Origin of the sequence: Campylobacter majalis (genome assembly GCF_905120465.1) — a bacterium.
GTDB classification, from domain to species: Bacteria; Campylobacterota; Campylobacteria; order Campylobacterales; family Campylobacteraceae; genus Campylobacter_A; species Campylobacter_A majalis.
In genome coordinates this window covers 38,848-55,928 of the sequence record NZ_CAJHOF010000008.1, presented here as the reverse complement: position 1 = coordinate 55,928, position 17,081 = coordinate 38,848, and the positions used below count along the sequence as shown (strand labels likewise).

Annotated in this window: 19 protein-coding genes; 16 read left to right on the top strand and 3 right to left on the bottom strand. The window is 32.8% G+C overall.

The window, feature by feature from the left end; all coding sequences use genetic code 11:
- Positions 1 to 81 precede the first annotated feature (81 nt).
- On the bottom strand, positions 82 to 1,512 hold the full coding sequence (glnA, locus tag LQU93_RS05530) for a type I glutamate--ammonia ligase (RefSeq protein WP_229932886.1): 1,431 nt from the start codon (positions 1,510 to 1,512) through the stop codon (positions 82 to 84).
- A gap of 155 nt (positions 1,513 to 1,667) precedes the next feature.
- Positions 1,668 to 2,447, bottom strand: coding sequence for a histidinol-phosphatase (locus LQU93_RS05525; RefSeq protein ID WP_229932885.1), 780 nt, complete (start codon positions 2,445 to 2,447; stop codon positions 1,668 to 1,670).
- Between the two features lie 119 nt (positions 2,448 to 2,566).
- Here LQU93_RS05525 and LQU93_RS05520 point away from each other — a divergent pair, with 119 nt between their 5' ends.
- The 16 genes from LQU93_RS05520 to rplS all read left to right on the top strand — a co-directional run bounded on the left by LQU93_RS05520 (position 2,567) and on the right by rplS (position 14,080).
- A complete protein-coding gene (locus LQU93_RS05520; RefSeq protein WP_229932884.1) occupies positions 2,567 to 3,277 on the top strand; it encodes a chemotaxis protein in 711 nt (236 codons plus the stop codon).
- Complete coding sequence (locus tag LQU93_RS05515) at positions 3,274 to 4,536, top strand: peptidase U32 family protein (protein ID WP_229932883.1); 1,263 nt, start codon at positions 3,274 to 3,276, stop codon at positions 4,534 to 4,536. The genes LQU93_RS05520 and LQU93_RS05515 overlap by 4 nt, the downstream gene beginning before the upstream one ends.
- Positions 4,533 to 5,027 (top strand): 5-(carboxyamino)imidazole ribonucleotide mutase, encoded by a 495-nt coding sequence (gene purE, locus LQU93_RS05510; RefSeq protein ID WP_229932882.1) that lies wholly within the window; start codon positions 4,533 to 4,535, stop codon positions 5,025 to 5,027. The genes LQU93_RS05515 and purE overlap by 4 nt, the downstream gene beginning before the upstream one ends.
- A gap of 10 nt (positions 5,028 to 5,037) precedes the next feature.
- The gene (locus tag LQU93_RS05505; protein ID WP_229932881.1) at positions 5,038 to 5,508 is read left to right on the top strand and encodes a DUF3972 domain-containing protein; all 471 of its coding nucleotides are present in this window, start codon (positions 5,038 to 5,040) and stop codon (positions 5,506 to 5,508) included.
- On the top strand, positions 5,489 to 5,899 hold the full coding sequence (locus LQU93_RS05500) for a hypothetical protein (protein ID WP_229932880.1): 411 nt from the start codon (positions 5,489 to 5,491) through the stop codon (positions 5,897 to 5,899). Before LQU93_RS05505 ends, LQU93_RS05500 begins: the two co-directional genes overlap by 20 nt.
- A 440-nt stretch (positions 5,900 to 6,339) precedes the next feature.
- Complete coding sequence (gene glyQ, locus LQU93_RS05495; RefSeq protein WP_229932879.1) at positions 6,340 to 7,194, top strand: glycine--tRNA ligase subunit alpha; 855 nt, start codon at positions 6,340 to 6,342, stop codon at positions 7,192 to 7,194.
- The gene (locus LQU93_RS05490; RefSeq protein ID WP_229932916.1) at positions 7,194 to 7,916 is read left to right on the top strand and encodes a Nif3-like dinuclear metal center hexameric protein; all 723 of its coding nucleotides are present in this window, start codon (positions 7,194 to 7,196) and stop codon (positions 7,914 to 7,916) included. Before glyQ ends, LQU93_RS05490 begins: the two co-directional genes overlap by 1 nt.
- Positions 7,917 to 7,931: 15 nt before the next feature.
- Positions 7,932 to 8,642, top strand: a complete 711-nt coding sequence (locus tag LQU93_RS05485; RefSeq protein ID WP_229932878.1) for a zinc ribbon domain-containing protein — start codon at positions 7,932 to 7,934, stop codon at positions 8,640 to 8,642.
- A gap of 2 nt (positions 8,643 to 8,644) precedes the next feature.
- Positions 8,645 to 9,778 (top strand): lipid IV(A) 3-deoxy-D-manno-octulosonic acid transferase, encoded by a 1,134-nt coding sequence (gene waaA, locus LQU93_RS05480; protein ID WP_229932877.1) that lies wholly within the window; start codon positions 8,645 to 8,647, stop codon positions 9,776 to 9,778.
- A complete protein-coding gene (locus tag LQU93_RS05475) occupies positions 9,775 to 10,533 on the top strand; it encodes an RluA family pseudouridine synthase (RefSeq protein WP_229932876.1) in 759 nt (252 codons plus the stop codon). The genes waaA and LQU93_RS05475 overlap by 4 nt, the downstream gene beginning before the upstream one ends.
- A gap of 71 nt (positions 10,534 to 10,604) precedes the next feature.
- Entirely contained in the window at positions 10,605 to 11,945 is a 1,341-nt protein-coding gene (gene ffh, locus LQU93_RS05470) for a signal recognition particle protein (RefSeq protein WP_229932875.1), read from the top strand.
- Between the two features lie 73 nt (positions 11,946 to 12,018).
- Positions 12,019 to 12,252, top strand: a complete 234-nt coding sequence (rpsP, locus tag LQU93_RS05465) for a 30S ribosomal protein S16 (RefSeq protein ID WP_229932874.1) — start codon at positions 12,019 to 12,021, stop codon at positions 12,250 to 12,252.
- A gap of 3 nt (positions 12,253 to 12,255) precedes the next feature.
- Positions 12,256 to 12,501, top strand: coding sequence for a KH domain-containing protein (locus LQU93_RS05460; protein WP_229932873.1), 246 nt, complete (start codon positions 12,256 to 12,258; stop codon positions 12,499 to 12,501).
- A complete protein-coding gene (rimM, locus tag LQU93_RS05455; protein ID WP_229932915.1) occupies positions 12,497 to 13,027 on the top strand; it encodes a ribosome maturation factor RimM in 531 nt (176 codons plus the stop codon). The genes LQU93_RS05460 and rimM overlap by 5 nt, the downstream gene beginning before the upstream one ends.
- Complete coding sequence (trmD, locus tag LQU93_RS05450; RefSeq protein ID WP_229932872.1) at positions 13,024 to 13,734, top strand: tRNA (guanosine(37)-N1)-methyltransferase TrmD; 711 nt, start codon at positions 13,024 to 13,026, stop codon at positions 13,732 to 13,734. The genes rimM and trmD overlap by 4 nt, the downstream gene beginning before the upstream one ends.
- Positions 13,724 to 14,080, top strand: a complete 357-nt coding sequence (rplS, locus tag LQU93_RS05445; protein WP_229932871.1) for a 50S ribosomal protein L19 — start codon at positions 13,724 to 13,726, stop codon at positions 14,078 to 14,080. Before trmD ends, rplS begins: the two co-directional genes overlap by 11 nt.
- 2,380 nt (positions 14,081 to 16,460) lie before the next feature.
- On the opposite strand, the gene LQU93_RS05440 is transcribed toward rplS, so the two are convergent.
- The gene (locus LQU93_RS05440; protein ID WP_229932914.1) at positions 16,461 to 16,709 is read right to left on the bottom strand and encodes a helix-turn-helix domain-containing protein; all 249 of its coding nucleotides are present in this window, start codon (positions 16,707 to 16,709) and stop codon (positions 16,461 to 16,463) included.
- Positions 16,710 to 17,081 lie beyond the last annotated feature (372 nt).

Below are 17,081 nucleotides of genomic sequence, written 5' to 3'. Positions count from 1 at the left end.
TACAGAAAATAAGCTTGTAATTAAAACTGTATTTACTAAATTAAGCTTTGGTCTAGAGGTTTGTCTAGACCAAAGTTGGCTTTAGCATGAGTAGCAAGTTTTAAACTCATAAGCCGTAGGCCTTGCTTCATAAGGCCATACTTGCGTCTCAAATTTGTAGTGTTGGTATGCTTTGATAAATTCGTCTGTCATGACAGGTTTTAGATATGCGTTGTCGCGAATTAAACTCTCTAAACTTCCACGTAAGGTATGAGGTAATTGCTCAATGCCTTTTTCCCTTATCTCATCTAGATGTAAAATAAATAAATTTTCATCCATTGGCCCAACTGGTTCAATCTTATTTTTAACGCCATCAAGTCCAGCCATTAACAGTGCTACAAATGCTAGATATGGATTTGCTGTGCTATCTGGAAAACGCATCTCTGCTCTTACAGATTTTTCACCAGAGCCATATGGTATGCGTACTGAAGCTGAGCGATTTTGGCTTGAGTAGGTTAGAATTGATGGTGCTTCAAAACCAGGAATTAAGCGTTTGTAGCTGTTTGTGCTAGCGTTTGTAAATGCTGCTACGCTTCTTGCGTGTTTTAGTACTCCACCTATATAATGACGTGCAAAGTCACTTAAATTTGCATATCCGCCTTCGCCATAAAATAAATTTTTGCCATCTTTCCATACTGATTGATGCACATGCATACCACTACCATTATCGCCATAAAGTGGTTTAGGCATAAATGTTGCTGTTTTTCCATTTAAGTGAGCTACCATTTTTACTACATATTTGTAAATTTGCACATTATCTGCAGCTTCTACTAGTGTGCCGTATTTTACGCCTATCTCCCCTTGTCCTTGTGCTACTTCGTGATGAACGGCAAAAGTTTCAAGTCCAACTTGCTCTAATACCTGAACCATTTCAGCTCGTAAATCAACCATGCTATCTACTGGCTGACATGGCAGATATCCGCCTTTTTTACGTGGGCGATGACCTGTGTTGTAGCTATCTTTGTAATCTTTATCGTCGTTCCATTCGCCCTCTTCTGTGTCTATTTCATACATTGCACAGTTTGGTTTATCTACTATTTTGACATTGTCAAATACAAAAAATTCATTCTCAGGACCAAAAAATGCCTCATCTCCTATTCCGCTTTGTTTTAAGTGTAGCATTGCTTTTTTAGCAAGTGATCTAGGGCATTTTGCATACATTTCATTATTATATATATCGTAGATATCACAAAATACAACAATTGTAACATCGGCAGTAAATGGATCTAAAAATGCACTTTGTGCTTCAGGCATAAATATCATGTCAGAGCGATGAATTGGTTGCCAACCGCCAAATGAACTAGCATCAAATGGGACGCCTTTTTCAAACATTTCTTTATTTACAGCTTTCACATTATAGCCAAGATGGTGCCAAGTGCCGTTTAAATCAGTAAATCTAAAATCAACAAATTTTACTTCATTTTCTTTGCAAAATTCAAAAAAATGGTCTATATCTTTTACAAATTTTCCCATAAATCTTTCTCCTTGTTTGGTTTAAGTTTTAATATTAAATTGTGCTTAGTTTATCACAACATAGGCACAATAAAAATACCAAAACTACAAAAAATGTAATTCTAGCACAATTATTTTGCTTTTAAGCTAAAACTTATATAAAAATTTAAAGCAAGTTAAAATTTTACATTAAATCTATCTCTGTTTTTGAAGCAAACTGCCTCGCTAAAGCCTATTGATCTAGCTAAATTTACGCAAATATCGCTATTTTGACCTACTTGGCTTGGACTATGTGCGTCTGAGCCAAATGTAATAGGTATGCCCATTTCAAAAACCAATTCTAAAATTTCACGGCTTGGGTATTGCTCTTTAATTGGTTTTCTTAACCCAGCTGCGTTTATCTCTACAACCATATTTGCTTTTTTTATCGCTTTTAATGCCTCTTTTGCTAAAATTTTAATATCAGTTTTTGGCATAAAATTAAAAATTTTTATCAAATCAAAATGCCCAACGATGTCAAATTTTCCACTCTTAGCCAAAGCAATCTCGGTCATAAAGTATTCACGCCATATATCGTCTATGTCTCGATTTTTATATTCGCCGATAAATTCAGGATTATCAAATCCCCAATCGTTTAAAAAATGAACTGAGCCAATTAGATAATCTACTTTTCGCTTAAATAAGCACTCGTGCATATGTCCATTTAGATAATCAACCTCATAACCTAGCAAAATATCAATTTGATCTGAAAATTTTTGCTTACACTCTAGCACCATTTTTTCATAAAAATCCATCTGTGAAAAGCTCATCCTGTATTTTTCGTCGTAATCCATTGGAGCATGATCGCTGATGCCATAAAATTTTGTTTTGTTTTTGATTGCGGCTTGAATATACTGCTCTATTTCGCCTGTTGCGTGGTTGCATAGCTTTGTATGATTATGTAGATCAATTATCATTCTTGTCCTTTTAAAGGCACATTTTAGCTAAAACGAGTTTAAAAAAATATTTTGTTTAAAGTTAGCTTTTAGCACAGTGATAGTATAATCGCACAATTAACATTATACTAGGAGTTTTTATGACCCAAGAAGAACTAGATGCATTAATGGCTGGAGAGTTAGATGATGATATGCTAGGTGCGACAGAGCCAGACACAAAGGCTACCAAGTCAGAAGATGTAAAAAAACAAGAAAGCATACAAGAAGTAAGCATAAATCCAGAAAATTACCGTGTAAATGCTGAAACAGCTTGGCCACCACCTCCTCCAACAGACGACCATAAGATGGTACATCAGCTTGATGACGTTACTCGTGATAGCGAGAAAAAAGCAACCGAGATGTTTGATAAGCTAGAGACTATAAATAATTTTTTCATGGATGCAGAGGGTGGATGTAGTGCGTTAAATGCTGGACTTTATGAAAATATCAAACTTTTTCAAACACTAAGTGAAAAATTTCCAAATGTCAGCGTGTTTGCTGAGGCATTGCAAAGAAACGAAGAGCTAAAGGCGAACGTGGATGATGTGGTTGGAAATTTGCAAATGGGGCAAGATGAGGTTATGATGACTATGGATATGATGCAGTATCAAGACATCCATCGCCAAAAAATAGAGCGTGTTATAAACGTCATGAGAGCGTTAAGTAAATATATGAGTAGCTTATTTGAAGGCAAGATTGACGATGATAAACGAGTTAGTTCGGCTGTTCATATCGCTGGTGATACGACCACTGAAAATTTAGTAAGCAACGACGATATTGAAGCACTAATTGAAAGTTTGGGTAAAAAGTGACAACGCCAGAATTATTATCTCCAGCAGGAAATTTAACCAAGTTAAAAATCGCTATTGAGTATGGTGCAGATGCGGTTTATGCAAGTGTGGCTAGTTTTTCACTTCGAACACGCTCTGCTCGTGAGTTTAGTCTTGAAACCTTTAAAGAAGGCATAGACTACGCACACTCAAAGGGTAAGAAATTTTATGTCACTATAAATGCATTTCCGTTTAATGGGCAAATTGAGCCACTTAAACGTCATTTACAGACAATCTCGCAGATGAAGCCTGATGCGTTTTTAATCTCAACGCCTGGTGTTATGAGCCTAGCAAAACAAATAGCTCCCGAAATAGACGTTCATCTAAGCACTCAAGCAAATGTCATGAACTATCTTGATGCGAAAATTTATCATGATATGGGAGCATCACGTATAGTTGTTGCACGAGAGATGAATTTAAAAGATGTCATAAAAATCAAAGAGCTTATACCGACGCTTGAGATTGAGATTTTTGTACATGGTTCAATGTGTTTTGCGTATTCTGGTCGTTGTTTGGTCTCAGCAGTGCAAAGCGGACGTATGTCAAACCGCGGAAGTTGTGCGAATGATTGCCGTTTTAAGTATGAACTTTATGCTAAAAATCCAGAAAGTGGGACGCTGTTTAGACTAGAAGAAGACCCAGAGGGTGGAACTCACGTGATGAATGCTAAAGACTTAAGTTTAATTAGCCATATTAATGATATAGTTAAATCTGGTGTGATTGATAGTTACAAAATCGAAGGCAGAACCAAGAGTGAATATTACGTCGCTTGTGCTACACGTGCTTATAGAATGGCTATAGATGACGCTATGACTGGAAAATTTCAGCAAGAAAAATATGAATATGAAATAGCAACCTTGAAAAGTCGTGGTTATACGGATGGGTATTTGGTGTCGCGTCCTTTTGAGAGAATCGATACGCAAAACCATACAAGTAGCCTAGAAGAAGGCACTCATCAGGTTCATGCTATAAGCGAGGATGGTGAGTATATAAAATGCAAGTATAAAATTACGCCAAATCAAGCATATGAAATAGTCGCTCCACTTGATAAGAGTATAAAAACCTGTGATAACGAGATAGGTAAAATTTATAATGAAAATGGAAAATTTTGGCTTGAGTTTAAACAGCTTGTTAGCAAAAAAGGTAAGGTGTTTGATGAAATCCATAGTGGAAACGAAAATGAAATAAAATTACCTATAAATTTACCGAAGTTTAGTTTTTTAAGAAAGGAAAATTTATGAAATTTATTTCTATAGTAATGGGTAGCATGAGTGATTATGATATAGTTAGTGAAGCGGCAAAATTACTTGAAAAATTTGATGTTAAATATGAACTTATCATAAGCTCAGCACACAGAAGTCCAGAAAGAACCCATGAATATATAAAAACTGCTGAGGCAAAAGGTGCAAAAGTGTTTATAGCAGCAGCTGGCATGGCAGCACATTTAGCAGGTGCCATAGCCGCAAATACAACAAAGCCAGTAATTGGAATACCTATGAGTGGTAGTGCGTTAAATGGAATGGATGCACTTTATTCAACCGTGCAGATGCCTAGCGGTATGCCGGTGGCTACACTTGCGATTGGCAAAGCTGGTGCGATTAATGCAGCGTATCTTGCAATGCAAATTCTAGCACTAAATGACGACACTTTGGCACAAAAGCTACTTAACGATAGAGAGAGCAAAAAAGAAGCTTTAAGAGCTGATTCTGCTAAGGTTGAAGTGATACTTTAAGGGGGAATTAATGCAGACTTTTTTAAAGATAGATGAGTTTTGTAAGCTTGTGCATTTAGAGCGTGAAGTCATAGAGGGCATGATAGAGCGTGGCGTTTTAAACACAAAAACAGAAGAAGATGGCGAAATTTACATCGAAGCTAGCCAAGGCACAATGAGCATCGTGCCAACTACAAGTTCAAATTTAAGTGTAAATATGAATGCGTTGCCAGGCGAGAGCTTTGTAGAAAAGACTATCGGCACGATACTAAATTTACACGAGAAAGTCCTTGATGCCAAAGATGAAACGCTTGATGTTTTACGCAATGAGAATAAATTTTTAAAAGAGGCACTTTACTCGATGCAAGAGCTTTACGATGAGGATAGAAAGACCATAGATACGCTAACAGCACAGCTTAAACACTCGCAAGAAGAGATTGAGTTTTTAAAACGAAAATATAAATTAATGTGGAACAAGGCGGTTGAAAATTTCAATGGCTAGTTTGGCAAATTTACATGGCAAAGAGCTTGAAAGCTCGTTTATTCATACTGTTGGCGATGAGATAAATCAGGTATTTTTACAAATCGGTGGCGAGTGGTTTGTGGTCGTTGGCAAAAAAGGTGGCGAGAGTGTAGAATTTATCCCAAGTGCCGATCCTGTCACACTTGATTTGGAGCTTAGAAGAATGCCGATGATTGTGCAGTTTGAAGGATTTGAAATTTCAGCCATCGAAGCTATGGGTAAGGAGTTGGAAGGAAGCGGTTTTGAGATAAAATTTAGTGAGTTTTACGACAAAGGACTGATAATTCAAAGCATTTATAGTGGCACAAAGCCTGAGAATTTTGATGATTGCTTGCGTGTGGGCGTGGCAAATTATATTTTTAAGGTTTAAATAGCATTTTGAAGAGTGGTTTAAAGTAGGCGAGAATTTTGAATTTAAGAAGTTAAAACTTGCACGAAAAACGCAGAAAATATAAGATGAATAAAACCAAAAAACGCAAATTTATGGCAAGAGTTTTTAAGCTCTAGCTACAACTGATTTGATGAAATTTATGCTATTTACTGTGATTATGAGAGCGATTTTAGTGGATTTTTACACTTTGTATTGACACAAAACTCTTCCGCGAGGTGTTTATGAAAAAGTGAGTGTAAGCGTAGTGCTAAATACGCTTTGTTTGGCACTAACGGCACGAACGTAAAGCTGTGCGAGAATTATGAAGTACGATTTGAAAATTTTTCAAAACTCAAAGCTAGAGCGAGTTTGCAAGAGCGATTTTGAAAAATACTTAAAGATAAAGTTGAAATTTATATATCGATAAAATAAGGATAAAAATGACATTTTCAGAGATTATTTTGACATTACAAAACTACTGGCGTGAGCAGGGCTGTGTGATAGTTCAGCCTTACGATATGCCAGCAGGTGCGGGGACTTACCATCAAGCGACATTTTTAAAAAGTTTAGGCTCTAAGCCGTGGGCGACTGCCTATGTCGCGCCATCTCGCCGCCCAACTGATGGCAGATACGGCGAGAACCCAAACCGCTTGGGTGCGTATTATCAGTTTCAAGTTTTAATCAAACCAAGCCCAGAAAATATCCAAGAGCTTTATCTAAAAAGCTTAGAGCGGCTTGGACTTGATCTTAAAAAGCACGACATTCGCTTTGTCGAAGATAACTGGGAAAGCCCAACTTTGGGTGCTTGGGGGCTTGGATGGGAAGTCTGGCTAGATGGCATGGAGGTGACACAATTTACCTATTTTCAGCAAGTTGGCGGTATAGCGTGTGAGCTAATAAGTGGCGAGATAACTTACGGACTTGAGCGACTTGCTATGTATTTGCAAGATATTGACAGCGTTTATGATATCGTTTGGGATGATAAAAACGGCGTTGTAACCTATGGAGACGTGCATAAACAAGGCGAGTTTGAGTGGAGCAAATACAACTTTGAAGTGGCTGATGTAAATATGCTTTTTGCTCAATTTGAAAACGCATTTAACGAGTGCAAACGCTGCTTAGAGGCTGAGATTTCACTACCTGCGTATGATTATTGTATGCTTGCGGCTCACACTTTTAATGTCCTTGATGCGCGTGGGGCGATTAGCGTAACACAGCGTCAAGACTACATCCTAAAAATTCGCGAACTTGCCAAGTCGTGTGCGATGACCTATTTAAAAAGTCAAGAAAAATGATCAAAATTGGTGAAATTTATAAATTTTTAGATGAGATCGCACCATTTGACACGCAAGAAGCATGGGATAACTCAGGGCTTTTGATTGGCTCGTTTGATGATGAGATTGAACGTATTTATCTTGCACTTGATATTGATAGTGAGTTTTTGCAAAATGCCATGCCAAACTCACTTATCATCGCACATCATCCGCTAATTTTTAAGGGCTTAAAGTCGCTTGATTTTACTCGCTACCCAAGCAATCTTATAAATTTAATGATTAAAAAAAATATAAGCTTAATTGCAGCTCACACAAACTACGATAAAGCCGTGCTAAATGAGTATTTTGTAAGTGAAGTTTTAGGACTTAAAATCACGCAAAAAGATGAGTTTTTGGCTTACACTGATATTGATATGAGCTTTGATGAGCTAGTAAAGTTTGTAAAAGCAAAAATGAACTTAGAAATTTTACGCTGTGTAAGAGCAAAAGAGCGAGTAAAACGCATAGCAGTTTGCACTGGCAGTGGTGGGGATATGATAAATTTAGTTAAAGCCGATGCCTTTTTAACTGGTGATTTAAAATACCACCAAGCTCTTGAAGCAAAGGAAAATTTGCTAAATTTAATAGATATCGGACACTATGAGAGCGAAGCGTATTTTGGGGCATCTTTGGCAAAATATTTGCAAAATTTTAAAATAGAAGTTATAATATCTAATTCAAAAAATCCATTTACTTATTATTAATTCAAAAGGAAACATATGAACAAGTATTTAGAGCAGTTAATTCAGCTTTCTAAATTTGACAAAGAGATTGATGAGTTTATACCGCGTGTTGAAAGTGTTGAAAAAACACTAAGGACTACAAAAGAAAAACTAGAACAAACAAATATTGCAATAGCAAATATAGATGAAAATCTAGAAGAATTAAAATTACAAAAAGCTAAGACAAATACTCATATATCAGAATTTGCAGCAAAGATAAAAGAGGTTGCTAAAAAGGGTTCTCAGGCAAAAAGTGAAAAGGAAATAAAAGCTCTTAATTTAGAAGAGGAGATAGCAAAAGAGCAACTTCAAGCCGCAAATGAAGAGATACAAAGACTTGAAAAAATTGAGGCAAATAAAACAGAAAGTAAAGAGGAGCTTGAAAAAGTAGTGGCTGAAATTTCAAATGAATTGATAAAAATAGAAGCTGAAATTTCATCGGAGTTGCAGAGTATAGAAAAAGAACGCAAAGAAATTTATATGAAAAAAGATAAACTAATTGGCGAAATGAATCAGAAAATTCTTACATTTTATGAAAAAATACGTAAATGGGCTAGAAATACATCTGTTGTTCCTGTTAAAAAACAGGCTTGTTATGGCTGTTTTATGCAAATAAATGATAAAACATATTCGGCTGTAATAAAAGGTGAAGACATAGTTACTTGTCCGCATTGTGGTAGAATTTTATATAAAGAAACACAAGAGTAAATTTGGTAGTAATTTACTATTTTTTAGCCCTATTTTTGTGGTTATTTGGGGCTATTTTTTTACTAATTTTATCTTTAAAACAAAAGTATAAAATTAGTATTCCTGCTAGGTTTTTTTTGTATAAAAATCCTAGTTTTAAACCAGCAAGAGTGCATTTTCATGCATGTAGTTTTGGCGAGATTAGGGCATTAAAGCCACTTTTTGATGAGTTTGATGATAAAGCAATAAGTGTAATAACCAAGACGGGTTTTGATGAAGCGATTAAAATTTGCGAAAATGTGAGATTTTTGCCGTTTGAGATATTTTTGCCATTTTGGTTAAAAAAGAGTAAAATTTTAGTGATATTTGAAGCTGAACTTTGGCTTATGCTGGTTTTTATGGCAAAATTTAAAGGTGCAAAAGTAATACTTGTAAATGCGAGAATTTCAGATAGAAGTTATAAAAGATATTTGAAATTTAGTTTTTTTTACAAGCGTATTTTTAAATATATTGACACAGTTTATGTACAAAGTGAAATTGACAAGAGTCGTTTAGAAAAACTTGGTGCAAACAATATAATTGTAAGCGGAAATATAAAATCAGCAAACACTCCAAGCCCAACAAAAATATACGAAAAACCAAATGGGCGTTTGGTGGTTTTAGCAAGCACTCATAAAGGAGAAGAGAAGCTATTGCTTGATGGATTAGAGCTTGCAGAAAGTGATAGATTGGTTGTTGCACCGCGTCATCCAGAGAGATTTGATGAAGTTGCTGAAATTTTATTAAATTTTTCAAAAATTAATAACTATGAGTTTGCAAAATTTAGCAAAAGTGGAAATTTTAAAACAAAAATAACGCTACTTGATACGCTTGGCGAATTAGTAAATTTATATGCTATAAGCGATGTGGTCGTGCTTGGCGGTAGTTTTGTGCCAGGTGTTGGTGGGCACAATCCTGTTGAGATCGCTGTATTTAATAATGCTTTAATAAGTGGCGAATATATACATAATCAAAAAGCATTATACGCACTTGTTAGCAATGTTTATTTTGCAAAATTTAATGAAATTTCATCGCTTTTAAAGAATGATTTGAAAAAGTGCAAAGTTACACACAAAGCAGATTTAAAAATGATAATAAATGAGATAGGAAAGGCATGAAACAAGAACAAGCATATAAGCTTTTGGCTTTGCAAGAAGGAATATCAAATAATAAAGCAAAAGAGTTAATCGATAGTGGTTTAGTATATGCAAAAGGTCAAAAAATCGCGATTGCAAGAGCCTTAATAAATATTTCTACGAAATTTAACGTGCAAAATTTACCAAAACCAAGAGTTATTTTTGAAGATGAAAATTTAATTGCTATTGATAAACCAGCATTTATTACAAGTGAAAAAATAAGCGAGATATACAAAACGCCTTTACTTCATCGATTAGACAAAGAGACCAGCGGTGTTTTGGTGCTTGTTAAAAATGATGAATTTGCCAGAGTAGCAATAGAAGAATTTAAAAAAATGCGTGTAAAAAAGACATATGTTGCGATCGTACGTGGTATCGTTAGCGAAGATGTTATTGTAAATGAGCCAATTATTACCATAAAAGGCAAATGTGGTGCAATATCAAAAATTTCAAAAGATGGCAAGAGTGCAGTTTCTCGCATTTATCCACTTATGGTTGTTGGTAAAAAAAGTCTTGTAAAAGTATTAATTGATACTGGTAGAACTCATCAGATTAGGGTGCATCTTGCTAGTATAAATATGCCAATAGTAGGCGATGAAAAATATGGCAAAAATAGGTCAAATAGAATGTATTTGCATGCATTTAAGATGGAATTTTTGGGGTATAATTTTAAGTCATATTTGCCTGATGAATTTTCTTCTTTTGGGTTTGAAATTTCAAGAAAGTTTGAAATTTAATAGTTGATAAAGAATATTTTTTGTAAAATACGCCCTTTATACAATAAATTTTAATGAAAAGGTAATGAGTAGTGTTTGAACAAATTAGCGAATCATTTAGACTTGCACTTAGCAAAGTGCGTTTTGTAGATGATGAAAAAGCGATAAAAAATGCTCTTGATGTGCTTAAAAAAGCACTTTTAAAAGCTGATGTTCATCATAAAGTTACCAAGGATTTGTTGTTAAGTATTGAAACCGATATGAAGCAAAAAAGTATCGGACAAAAGCAATTTTTAGATGCAATTAAATCAAATTTAACTCAAATTTTAACAGCCCCAGGAAATCAGGGGTTTGTCTATGCTCAAGTAGCACCAACCATCGTGCTTATGGCAGGACTGCAAGGTTCTGGTAAAACAACGACTACTATTAAGCTTGCAAATTATTTAAAACTCCGTAAAAAAAAGGTTTTGGTTGCGGCTTGTGACTTGCAACGTTTAGCTGCTGTTGAGCAACTTCGTCAGCTTTGCGAAGCAAACGAGATAGATCTGTTCTTTATAGAAAATGAAACAAATCCGATAAAAGTAGCAACCGAGGCGTTAAATAAGGCAAAAACTGGACTTTATGATGTTCTTTTGGTTGATACAGCTGGTCGTTTAGCAATAGATGAAGCCCTAATGAGTGAGATAAAAGATGTAAAAACAGCTTTAAATCCGCATGAAATTTTTTATGTTGCTGATGCGATGAGTGGTCAAGATGGTGTTAAATCAGCTTCTAAATTTAATGACGTTTTACAAATTAGTGGTGTCATACTTTCAAAATTTGACTCAGATAGCAAGGGTGGCGTAGCTATAAGTATAGCAAAACAGCTTGGTATACCGCTTAGATTTGTTGGTATAGGCGAAAAAGTAGCTGATTTGGAGAGTTTTATACCTGATCGAATTGTAAGTCGCATTATGGGTGAGGGCGATTTAGCTACTCTTGTTGAAAAAACAAGTATGATTATTGACGAAAAAGAGGCAAAAAGATTAAATCAAAAGATAAAAAAAGGTCAGTTTAACTTTAATGACTTTTTAGAACAAATGGAGAGTGTTAAAAAATTAGGCTCTATGAAGTCGCTTATTGGTATGATACCAGGACTTACAAATGTAGCTAATCAGATAAAAGATATCGATTTAGAAAACTCAAAAGAGATAGTTCATATCAAGGCTTTGATTAATTCTATGACAAAAAAAGAGCGTGAAAACCCTGATTTGCTTAATAATAGTAGAAAAAGACGTTTGGCGGCTGGTGCTGGTCTTAGTCAAATGGAGGTAAACCGCTTTTTAAAACAGTTTGAAAATGCTTCAAAATTAGCTAAGAAATTTTCAGGCAAAGGTGGAGCGAAGGGCTTAGCAAATATGTTAAGTCAAGCCAATATGAATAGACCTAGATAAAATGGGTTTAAATTTTAGTATTTTGATGTATTAAAATTTAAGCCTTATTTAAAAATTTAAAGGAGAAGATGATATGGCAACAGTAGTAAGACTAACAAGAATGGGACGCAATAAAAGACCATTTTATCGTATAGTTGTAACAGATAGTAGAAAAAGACGTGATAGTGGATGGATTGAGAGTATTGGATACTATAATCCAATGGTTGAGCCAGAGGTTGTAAAATTTGATGCTGAAAGACTGGCATACTGGAAAGGTGTTGGTGCTAAACTTAGCGATAGAGTAGCTCAAATTACAAAAGATAAATAATAAATGGTTGAAAATTTTCTTTTAGAATATGCAAAACTCATAGCTGATTTTCCAGATAAAGTAAGTGTTAAAAGAATTGAACTTGATGAAAATTTTGCTGAAGTCGTTATTACTGCCGATAAAATAGATACAGGCAAACTTATTGGAAAAGATGGTAAAATGATAAACGCCATAAAGACTGTGATTCTTGGTTTTAAAGCCAAAGATACTACAAGCTATAGAGTAACGGTAAAAGCACTTGAAAATTAATGATGAATTGTTACAAGTTGCTACTCTTGGCAAGAGTGTAGGACTCAAGGGGTATCTAAAACTTCATAACAAGAGTGACTTTATACAGCAATTTAAAAGTGGTGCCATCTTTTTTGATAAAGATGGCAAAGAATTTACTATAAAGGCATATGATAAAATAAATCAAAGTGTTCTTTTTTATGACTATGAAGATGTAGATTTAGCTAAAACACTAACAAATAAGATTTTATTTACAACAAAAGATATAACACGAAAAACATGTAAGCTTAAGGATGGCGAATATTTTTATTTTGATATTTTGGGGCTTTGTGTTGTTGAGAATAACGAAATTTTAGGCGTAGTTAAGGACATAGATGATAATACAAGCACTTATTTGTTGGAAATCTCGACAGATGCCAATTTAGTAAAGCAAAATTTACCAAAGTCTTTTTATATTCCTTATCTTGATAACTTTGTGGTTGATGTAAATTTAAAAGATAAAAAAATATATACAAAAAATTCAAAGGCAATTTTAGAAAATTCATGAAATTTAGTTTTGTTTCACTTTTTCCAGAATTGCTTTGCTCGTATTTTGATGCTTCGATTTTATATCGTGCAATAGAAAAATCATTAATAAGTATTGACTATGTAAATCCGCGTGATTTTTCTATTGATAAGCACAAAAGAGTTGATGATTATATGATCGGTGGTGGAGCAGGATTACTAATGATGGCTCAACCATTAAATGATGCATTGACACATGTAAATTTTAAAAACAAAGCAACTCATTTTATATTTTTAAGTCCAGTTGGCAAAAAGTTTAAGCAAAATGATGCAAAACGATTGGCTAAAAAGGAACATCTTTGTTTTGTTTGTGGTAGATACGAGGGTGTGGATGAGCGCGTGATAGAGACATGGGCTGATGAAATTTTTAGTATTGGTGATTTTATATTAACTGGCGGCGAAGTTGCGTCCTTGTGTTTAGCTGATGCTATATCTAGAAACGTAAATGGAGTGCTTGGAAATATAAAAAGTCTTGATATTGAAAGCTTTGAAAACGAAATTTTAGAAGCACCATCTTTTACAAAACCAAATATTTTTCAAGGTTTGGAAGTTGTTTCAGAGTTTTTAAAGGGAAATCATGCTAATATCCGAACTTTAAAAAAAACTATGGCACTTTGTAAAACAAGGTACTTTCGCCCTGATTTATACCAAAAAATAATGCCAAAAACTAAGGAAACACATGAGAAATAAATACATTGAAGCATTTGAAAATGCTCAAATCGCAAGCAAAAATGTGCCTGATTTTCGTGCAGGAGATACACTTCGTGTTGCTATCCGCATAAAAGAGGGCGATAAAACTAGGGTTCAAAATTTTGAAGGTGTCTGTATAGCTAGACGTGGTAGTGGTACTGGCGAGACTTTTATTATTAGAAAAATTGGTGCAAATAGCGTAGGCGTTGAGAGAATTTTTCCAATATACAGTGAAAGTATTGAAGAGATAAGTGTTCTTAGACGTGGTCGCGTTAGACGTGCTAAGTTATTTTATCTACGTAATTTACGTGGCAAAGCGGCTAAAATCCGCGAACTTAGAAAATAATCCACATTGCTTGAAAGTTTTTCTTTCAAGCTTTTTTCTATTTTATAGTAGCTTAAATTTATAGTAATACAAGTAATATACGATGTAGTGTATTTTACTTGTTTTATTCTTTGTGATACTTCTTAATATTTACTTGTTAATTTTTTGTTTGGGTTATTTTCAGTGTTTATTTTTTAAATCACGTTGTTACAAAGTGCGTTTTTAAAGCCCAAGATAAGGTCATTAAATCTTAACCACAACTTCATCTTATGATTTGCAAGTTTTATTGTAAATTTCGCTAAATTTTACCTTAGATCAACTCTAATATTTTAAAGCACTTTATTATTTTTTAATTATATGATAAAGATTTATATTTATGTGTAAATTTAGCTTTTAATATAAGACTATTTTAAAAATAGGTCTTAAAATAAATTTTAAATCTATATAATTTATATTGCAACTTGCTTATAGTAATTAGCAAAAACTATCAGTATTTTATTATTCATTCGTATTTGTTTTTAGTTGGTTTTAAATTTAGCGTAAGTAAGCTATAAAATTAGATTTAAATTTAAAAGGCGTATATTTTGCTTTGCTATTCATAATATGATATTTAAATCATTATCAAGAAATTTACCTGCTACTTAGATTTTGTTAATCGTTAAATCCGTGAGAAAGCAAAGAAAATAAGAGCGAAAAATTTTAGCAATAATTTTATGAAAGTATCCAAAGTGAGTAATTTAAGAGTTTTGCTTTTATTATTAAATACAAGAAATTGCTGAACAAAGGTTCTTGTAATTTAAAAGACTACTTTATCATAAAAGTAGTTTAAAATGCTTATAAGACCAAATTCAATGATACTTACAAGCTTTTAAATATTGAAAAAATAGCGAAAAAATTTTATATAAATAGCTAATTTTGCACCAAATTATAAAATAAGGTTGCAATATTTTGGATAAAAAATTAAAAATATTTACAAATACACATTCAAATTTAAAATTTATTATTATTTTAAGCTTTGTTTAAACTATGCATTTTATAACTTTATTTACTGTATGGCAACATTTAGTATATTTAGTTAAGTTTAAAGTTTTCATAATATTTGTTTGTGATTTTTATATAAATTTCTACGTGTTGTCTTTCGAAGCATTTTTATCATTAAGTTATCATGAGACATTATGATATATAAAATGTTTCCTTGAAAACAAGTGAATTGCTCACAAAGTGATATTTTTGTAAAACTTCTCAAGCCCAAAGAATGAGAGTAGTAACCAAAGCCAAGCGGTGCATGGCAAAGATGAAGTAGGTTTGTTTAAAGCTTATGGAGTGAATGTAGCTATAAAAGCCAAGCAAAACACTCTTAATAAAACAATAAGTTATTTTGAGTTGTAATTAGAATAAAACATTTTTATAAAGTAAAATACTTTTTAAAACTTCTTAAGTTAAGGAATAATGATAACAAACACAAGCAAAACTAGATATATTATCTATTTTGCAAAATATTTGTTTTAAAATTTAAATTTTATCTAAAGACTGCTTTTTAAATTTTTAATGTTTTGTTGCGTATTAATGACTTCATTGCTGCATTAACTAAGAGTTTTTTGATTATGGATTTTGTTTGTTTTGATGGATTTATTTTAAAATTTTATTATTGATGGTTTTTGTATTGTTTTGGCACAATTAATTTTTGCTTTTTACATTTTAAACAGCAATCTATCGATGATAAAATGGCTGTAGTACATACGCTAGGCATTGTCACTTCTCTATTAGCCTTAGTTTGTCAAATCATCATTTATTAAAATATTATTTACTATCTTTAATTAAGTCCTGCAAATACAGCAATACTGGTTAAAATTTTTAAAATCGCCAAACCCAATCTTGTCACAAAATAGGCTTTACAAAGCTTCATTGATAGCTAATTAACTATCTTATTGATTACATTTTAGCAATCTTTATCAGGTAGTTGGTGCTAAAGACGGTTTTTAGTAAACTATAATTTTGCATAAGAAATATCATTCTTAAGCTTTACTTAGTTAGTATATCTTTTATTTGCCCAGCGGTATTTTCCTTGCTAATGCTGTATTTGTGTCAAATCTTAAATGGGTATTTTCATTTGAGTTTTGGGTATGTTTTTGGGTTTTAAGTGTTAGATTAAATAAAATTTATGAATTTTTAACATAGTTGCACTGATATGTTAGTTTTGATAGACATAATCTAAATAGTAAATATGTTTAAATTTATTTACGATTTTTTCTTTTAATTTTTAATTTTAAGTTCTTAAGTGCTAAGTTGCCAGTATGGTAAAAATACTTATAAAATGATATAAATCTTGACTCCTTTTTTGTATAAATGGCTGCAAATACGCTCTCAAGCTCTATGCGTTCTTTTTGTGTTAAACCTTGCATTAATTTACTCCGATTAGTTTTTTCATCTTTTTTATTACAAATAACACATCATCATCATCTAATTCGCAAAGTAATCTGCAAACAGCAATGGCGGCTTGCGGTTTTGAGTTACCAAGACGCCAGTCTTGATACGTCCGCATTGATATGCCTAAATGTTTTGCCATATCATTTTGAGAAATTTTCTTTCCCAAATTTTTAGACTCAACAGCATTATGCAATAGATTAAATATGTCATTTGTTTCAATCATTTGCATATTATACGTTAAATAATATTAAATATCTATTAAAATTTATAAAATACATATAAATTAGCATTAAATATAATTTTTATTTGTATAAATAAAAGTTTTATATTATATTTTATACGAAAAAATGTATAAAAAACTAAAATTTTAATGATTTTATAGTTTTAATTTATAAAATCAACTTATAAAAATTGAGCCTATTAGACTAAAAATTTATAAAAAATTTTATTTAGTCTTGACATTGTTATACTCATTTATGTATAATACACTTAGCAATTTAAAATATAGAGTGCTAAAATTTAGAGCAAAGTGTTATCAAGTAGTCATGACACGCTTTGTTTTACGCAAAGCATTTGTTATAAATTTAGAGTAAAA

Excerpts from the sequence above, each read along its gene's own strand:
- trmD (WP_229932872.1), top strand. The coding sequence starts at position 13,024 with ATGAAATTTAGTTTTGTTTCACTTTTTCCAGAATTGCTTTGCTCGTAT.
- LQU93_RS05525 (WP_229932885.1), bottom strand. The coding sequence starts at position 2,447 with ATGATAATTGATCTACATAATCATACAAAGCTATGCAACCACGCAACA.
- rplS (WP_229932871.1), top strand. The coding sequence starts at position 13,724 with ATGAGAAATAAATACATTGAAGCATTTGAAAATGCTCAAATCGCAAGC.
- LQU93_RS05505 (WP_229932881.1), top strand. The coding sequence starts at position 5,038 with ATGCAGACTTTTTTAAAGATAGATGAGTTTTGTAAGCTTGTGCATTTA.
- LQU93_RS05520 (WP_229932884.1), top strand. The coding sequence starts at position 2,567 with ATGACCCAAGAAGAACTAGATGCATTAATGGCTGGAGAGTTAGATGAT.
- LQU93_RS05460 (WP_229932873.1), top strand. The coding sequence starts at position 12,256 with ATGGTTGAAAATTTTCTTTTAGAATATGCAAAACTCATAGCTGATTTT.
- LQU93_RS05485 (WP_229932878.1), top strand. The coding sequence starts at position 7,932 with ATGAACAAGTATTTAGAGCAGTTAATTCAGCTTTCTAAATTTGACAAA.
- purE (WP_229932882.1), top strand. The coding sequence starts at position 4,533 with ATGAAATTTATTTCTATAGTAATGGGTAGCATGAGTGATTATGATATA.
- rpsP (WP_229932874.1), top strand. The coding sequence starts at position 12,019 with ATGGCAACAGTAGTAAGACTAACAAGAATGGGACGCAATAAAAGACCA.
- LQU93_RS05475 (WP_229932876.1), top strand. The coding sequence starts at position 9,775 with ATGAAACAAGAACAAGCATATAAGCTTTTGGCTTTGCAAGAAGGAATA.
- LQU93_RS05440 (WP_229932914.1), bottom strand. The coding sequence starts at position 16,709 with ATGATTGAAACAAATGACATATTTAATCTATTGCATAATGCTGTTGAG.
- glyQ (WP_229932879.1), top strand. The coding sequence starts at position 6,340 with ATGACATTTTCAGAGATTATTTTGACATTACAAAACTACTGGCGTGAG.
- glnA (WP_229932886.1), bottom strand. The coding sequence starts at position 1,512 with ATGGGAAAATTTGTAAAAGATATAGACCATTTTTTTGAATTTTGCAAA.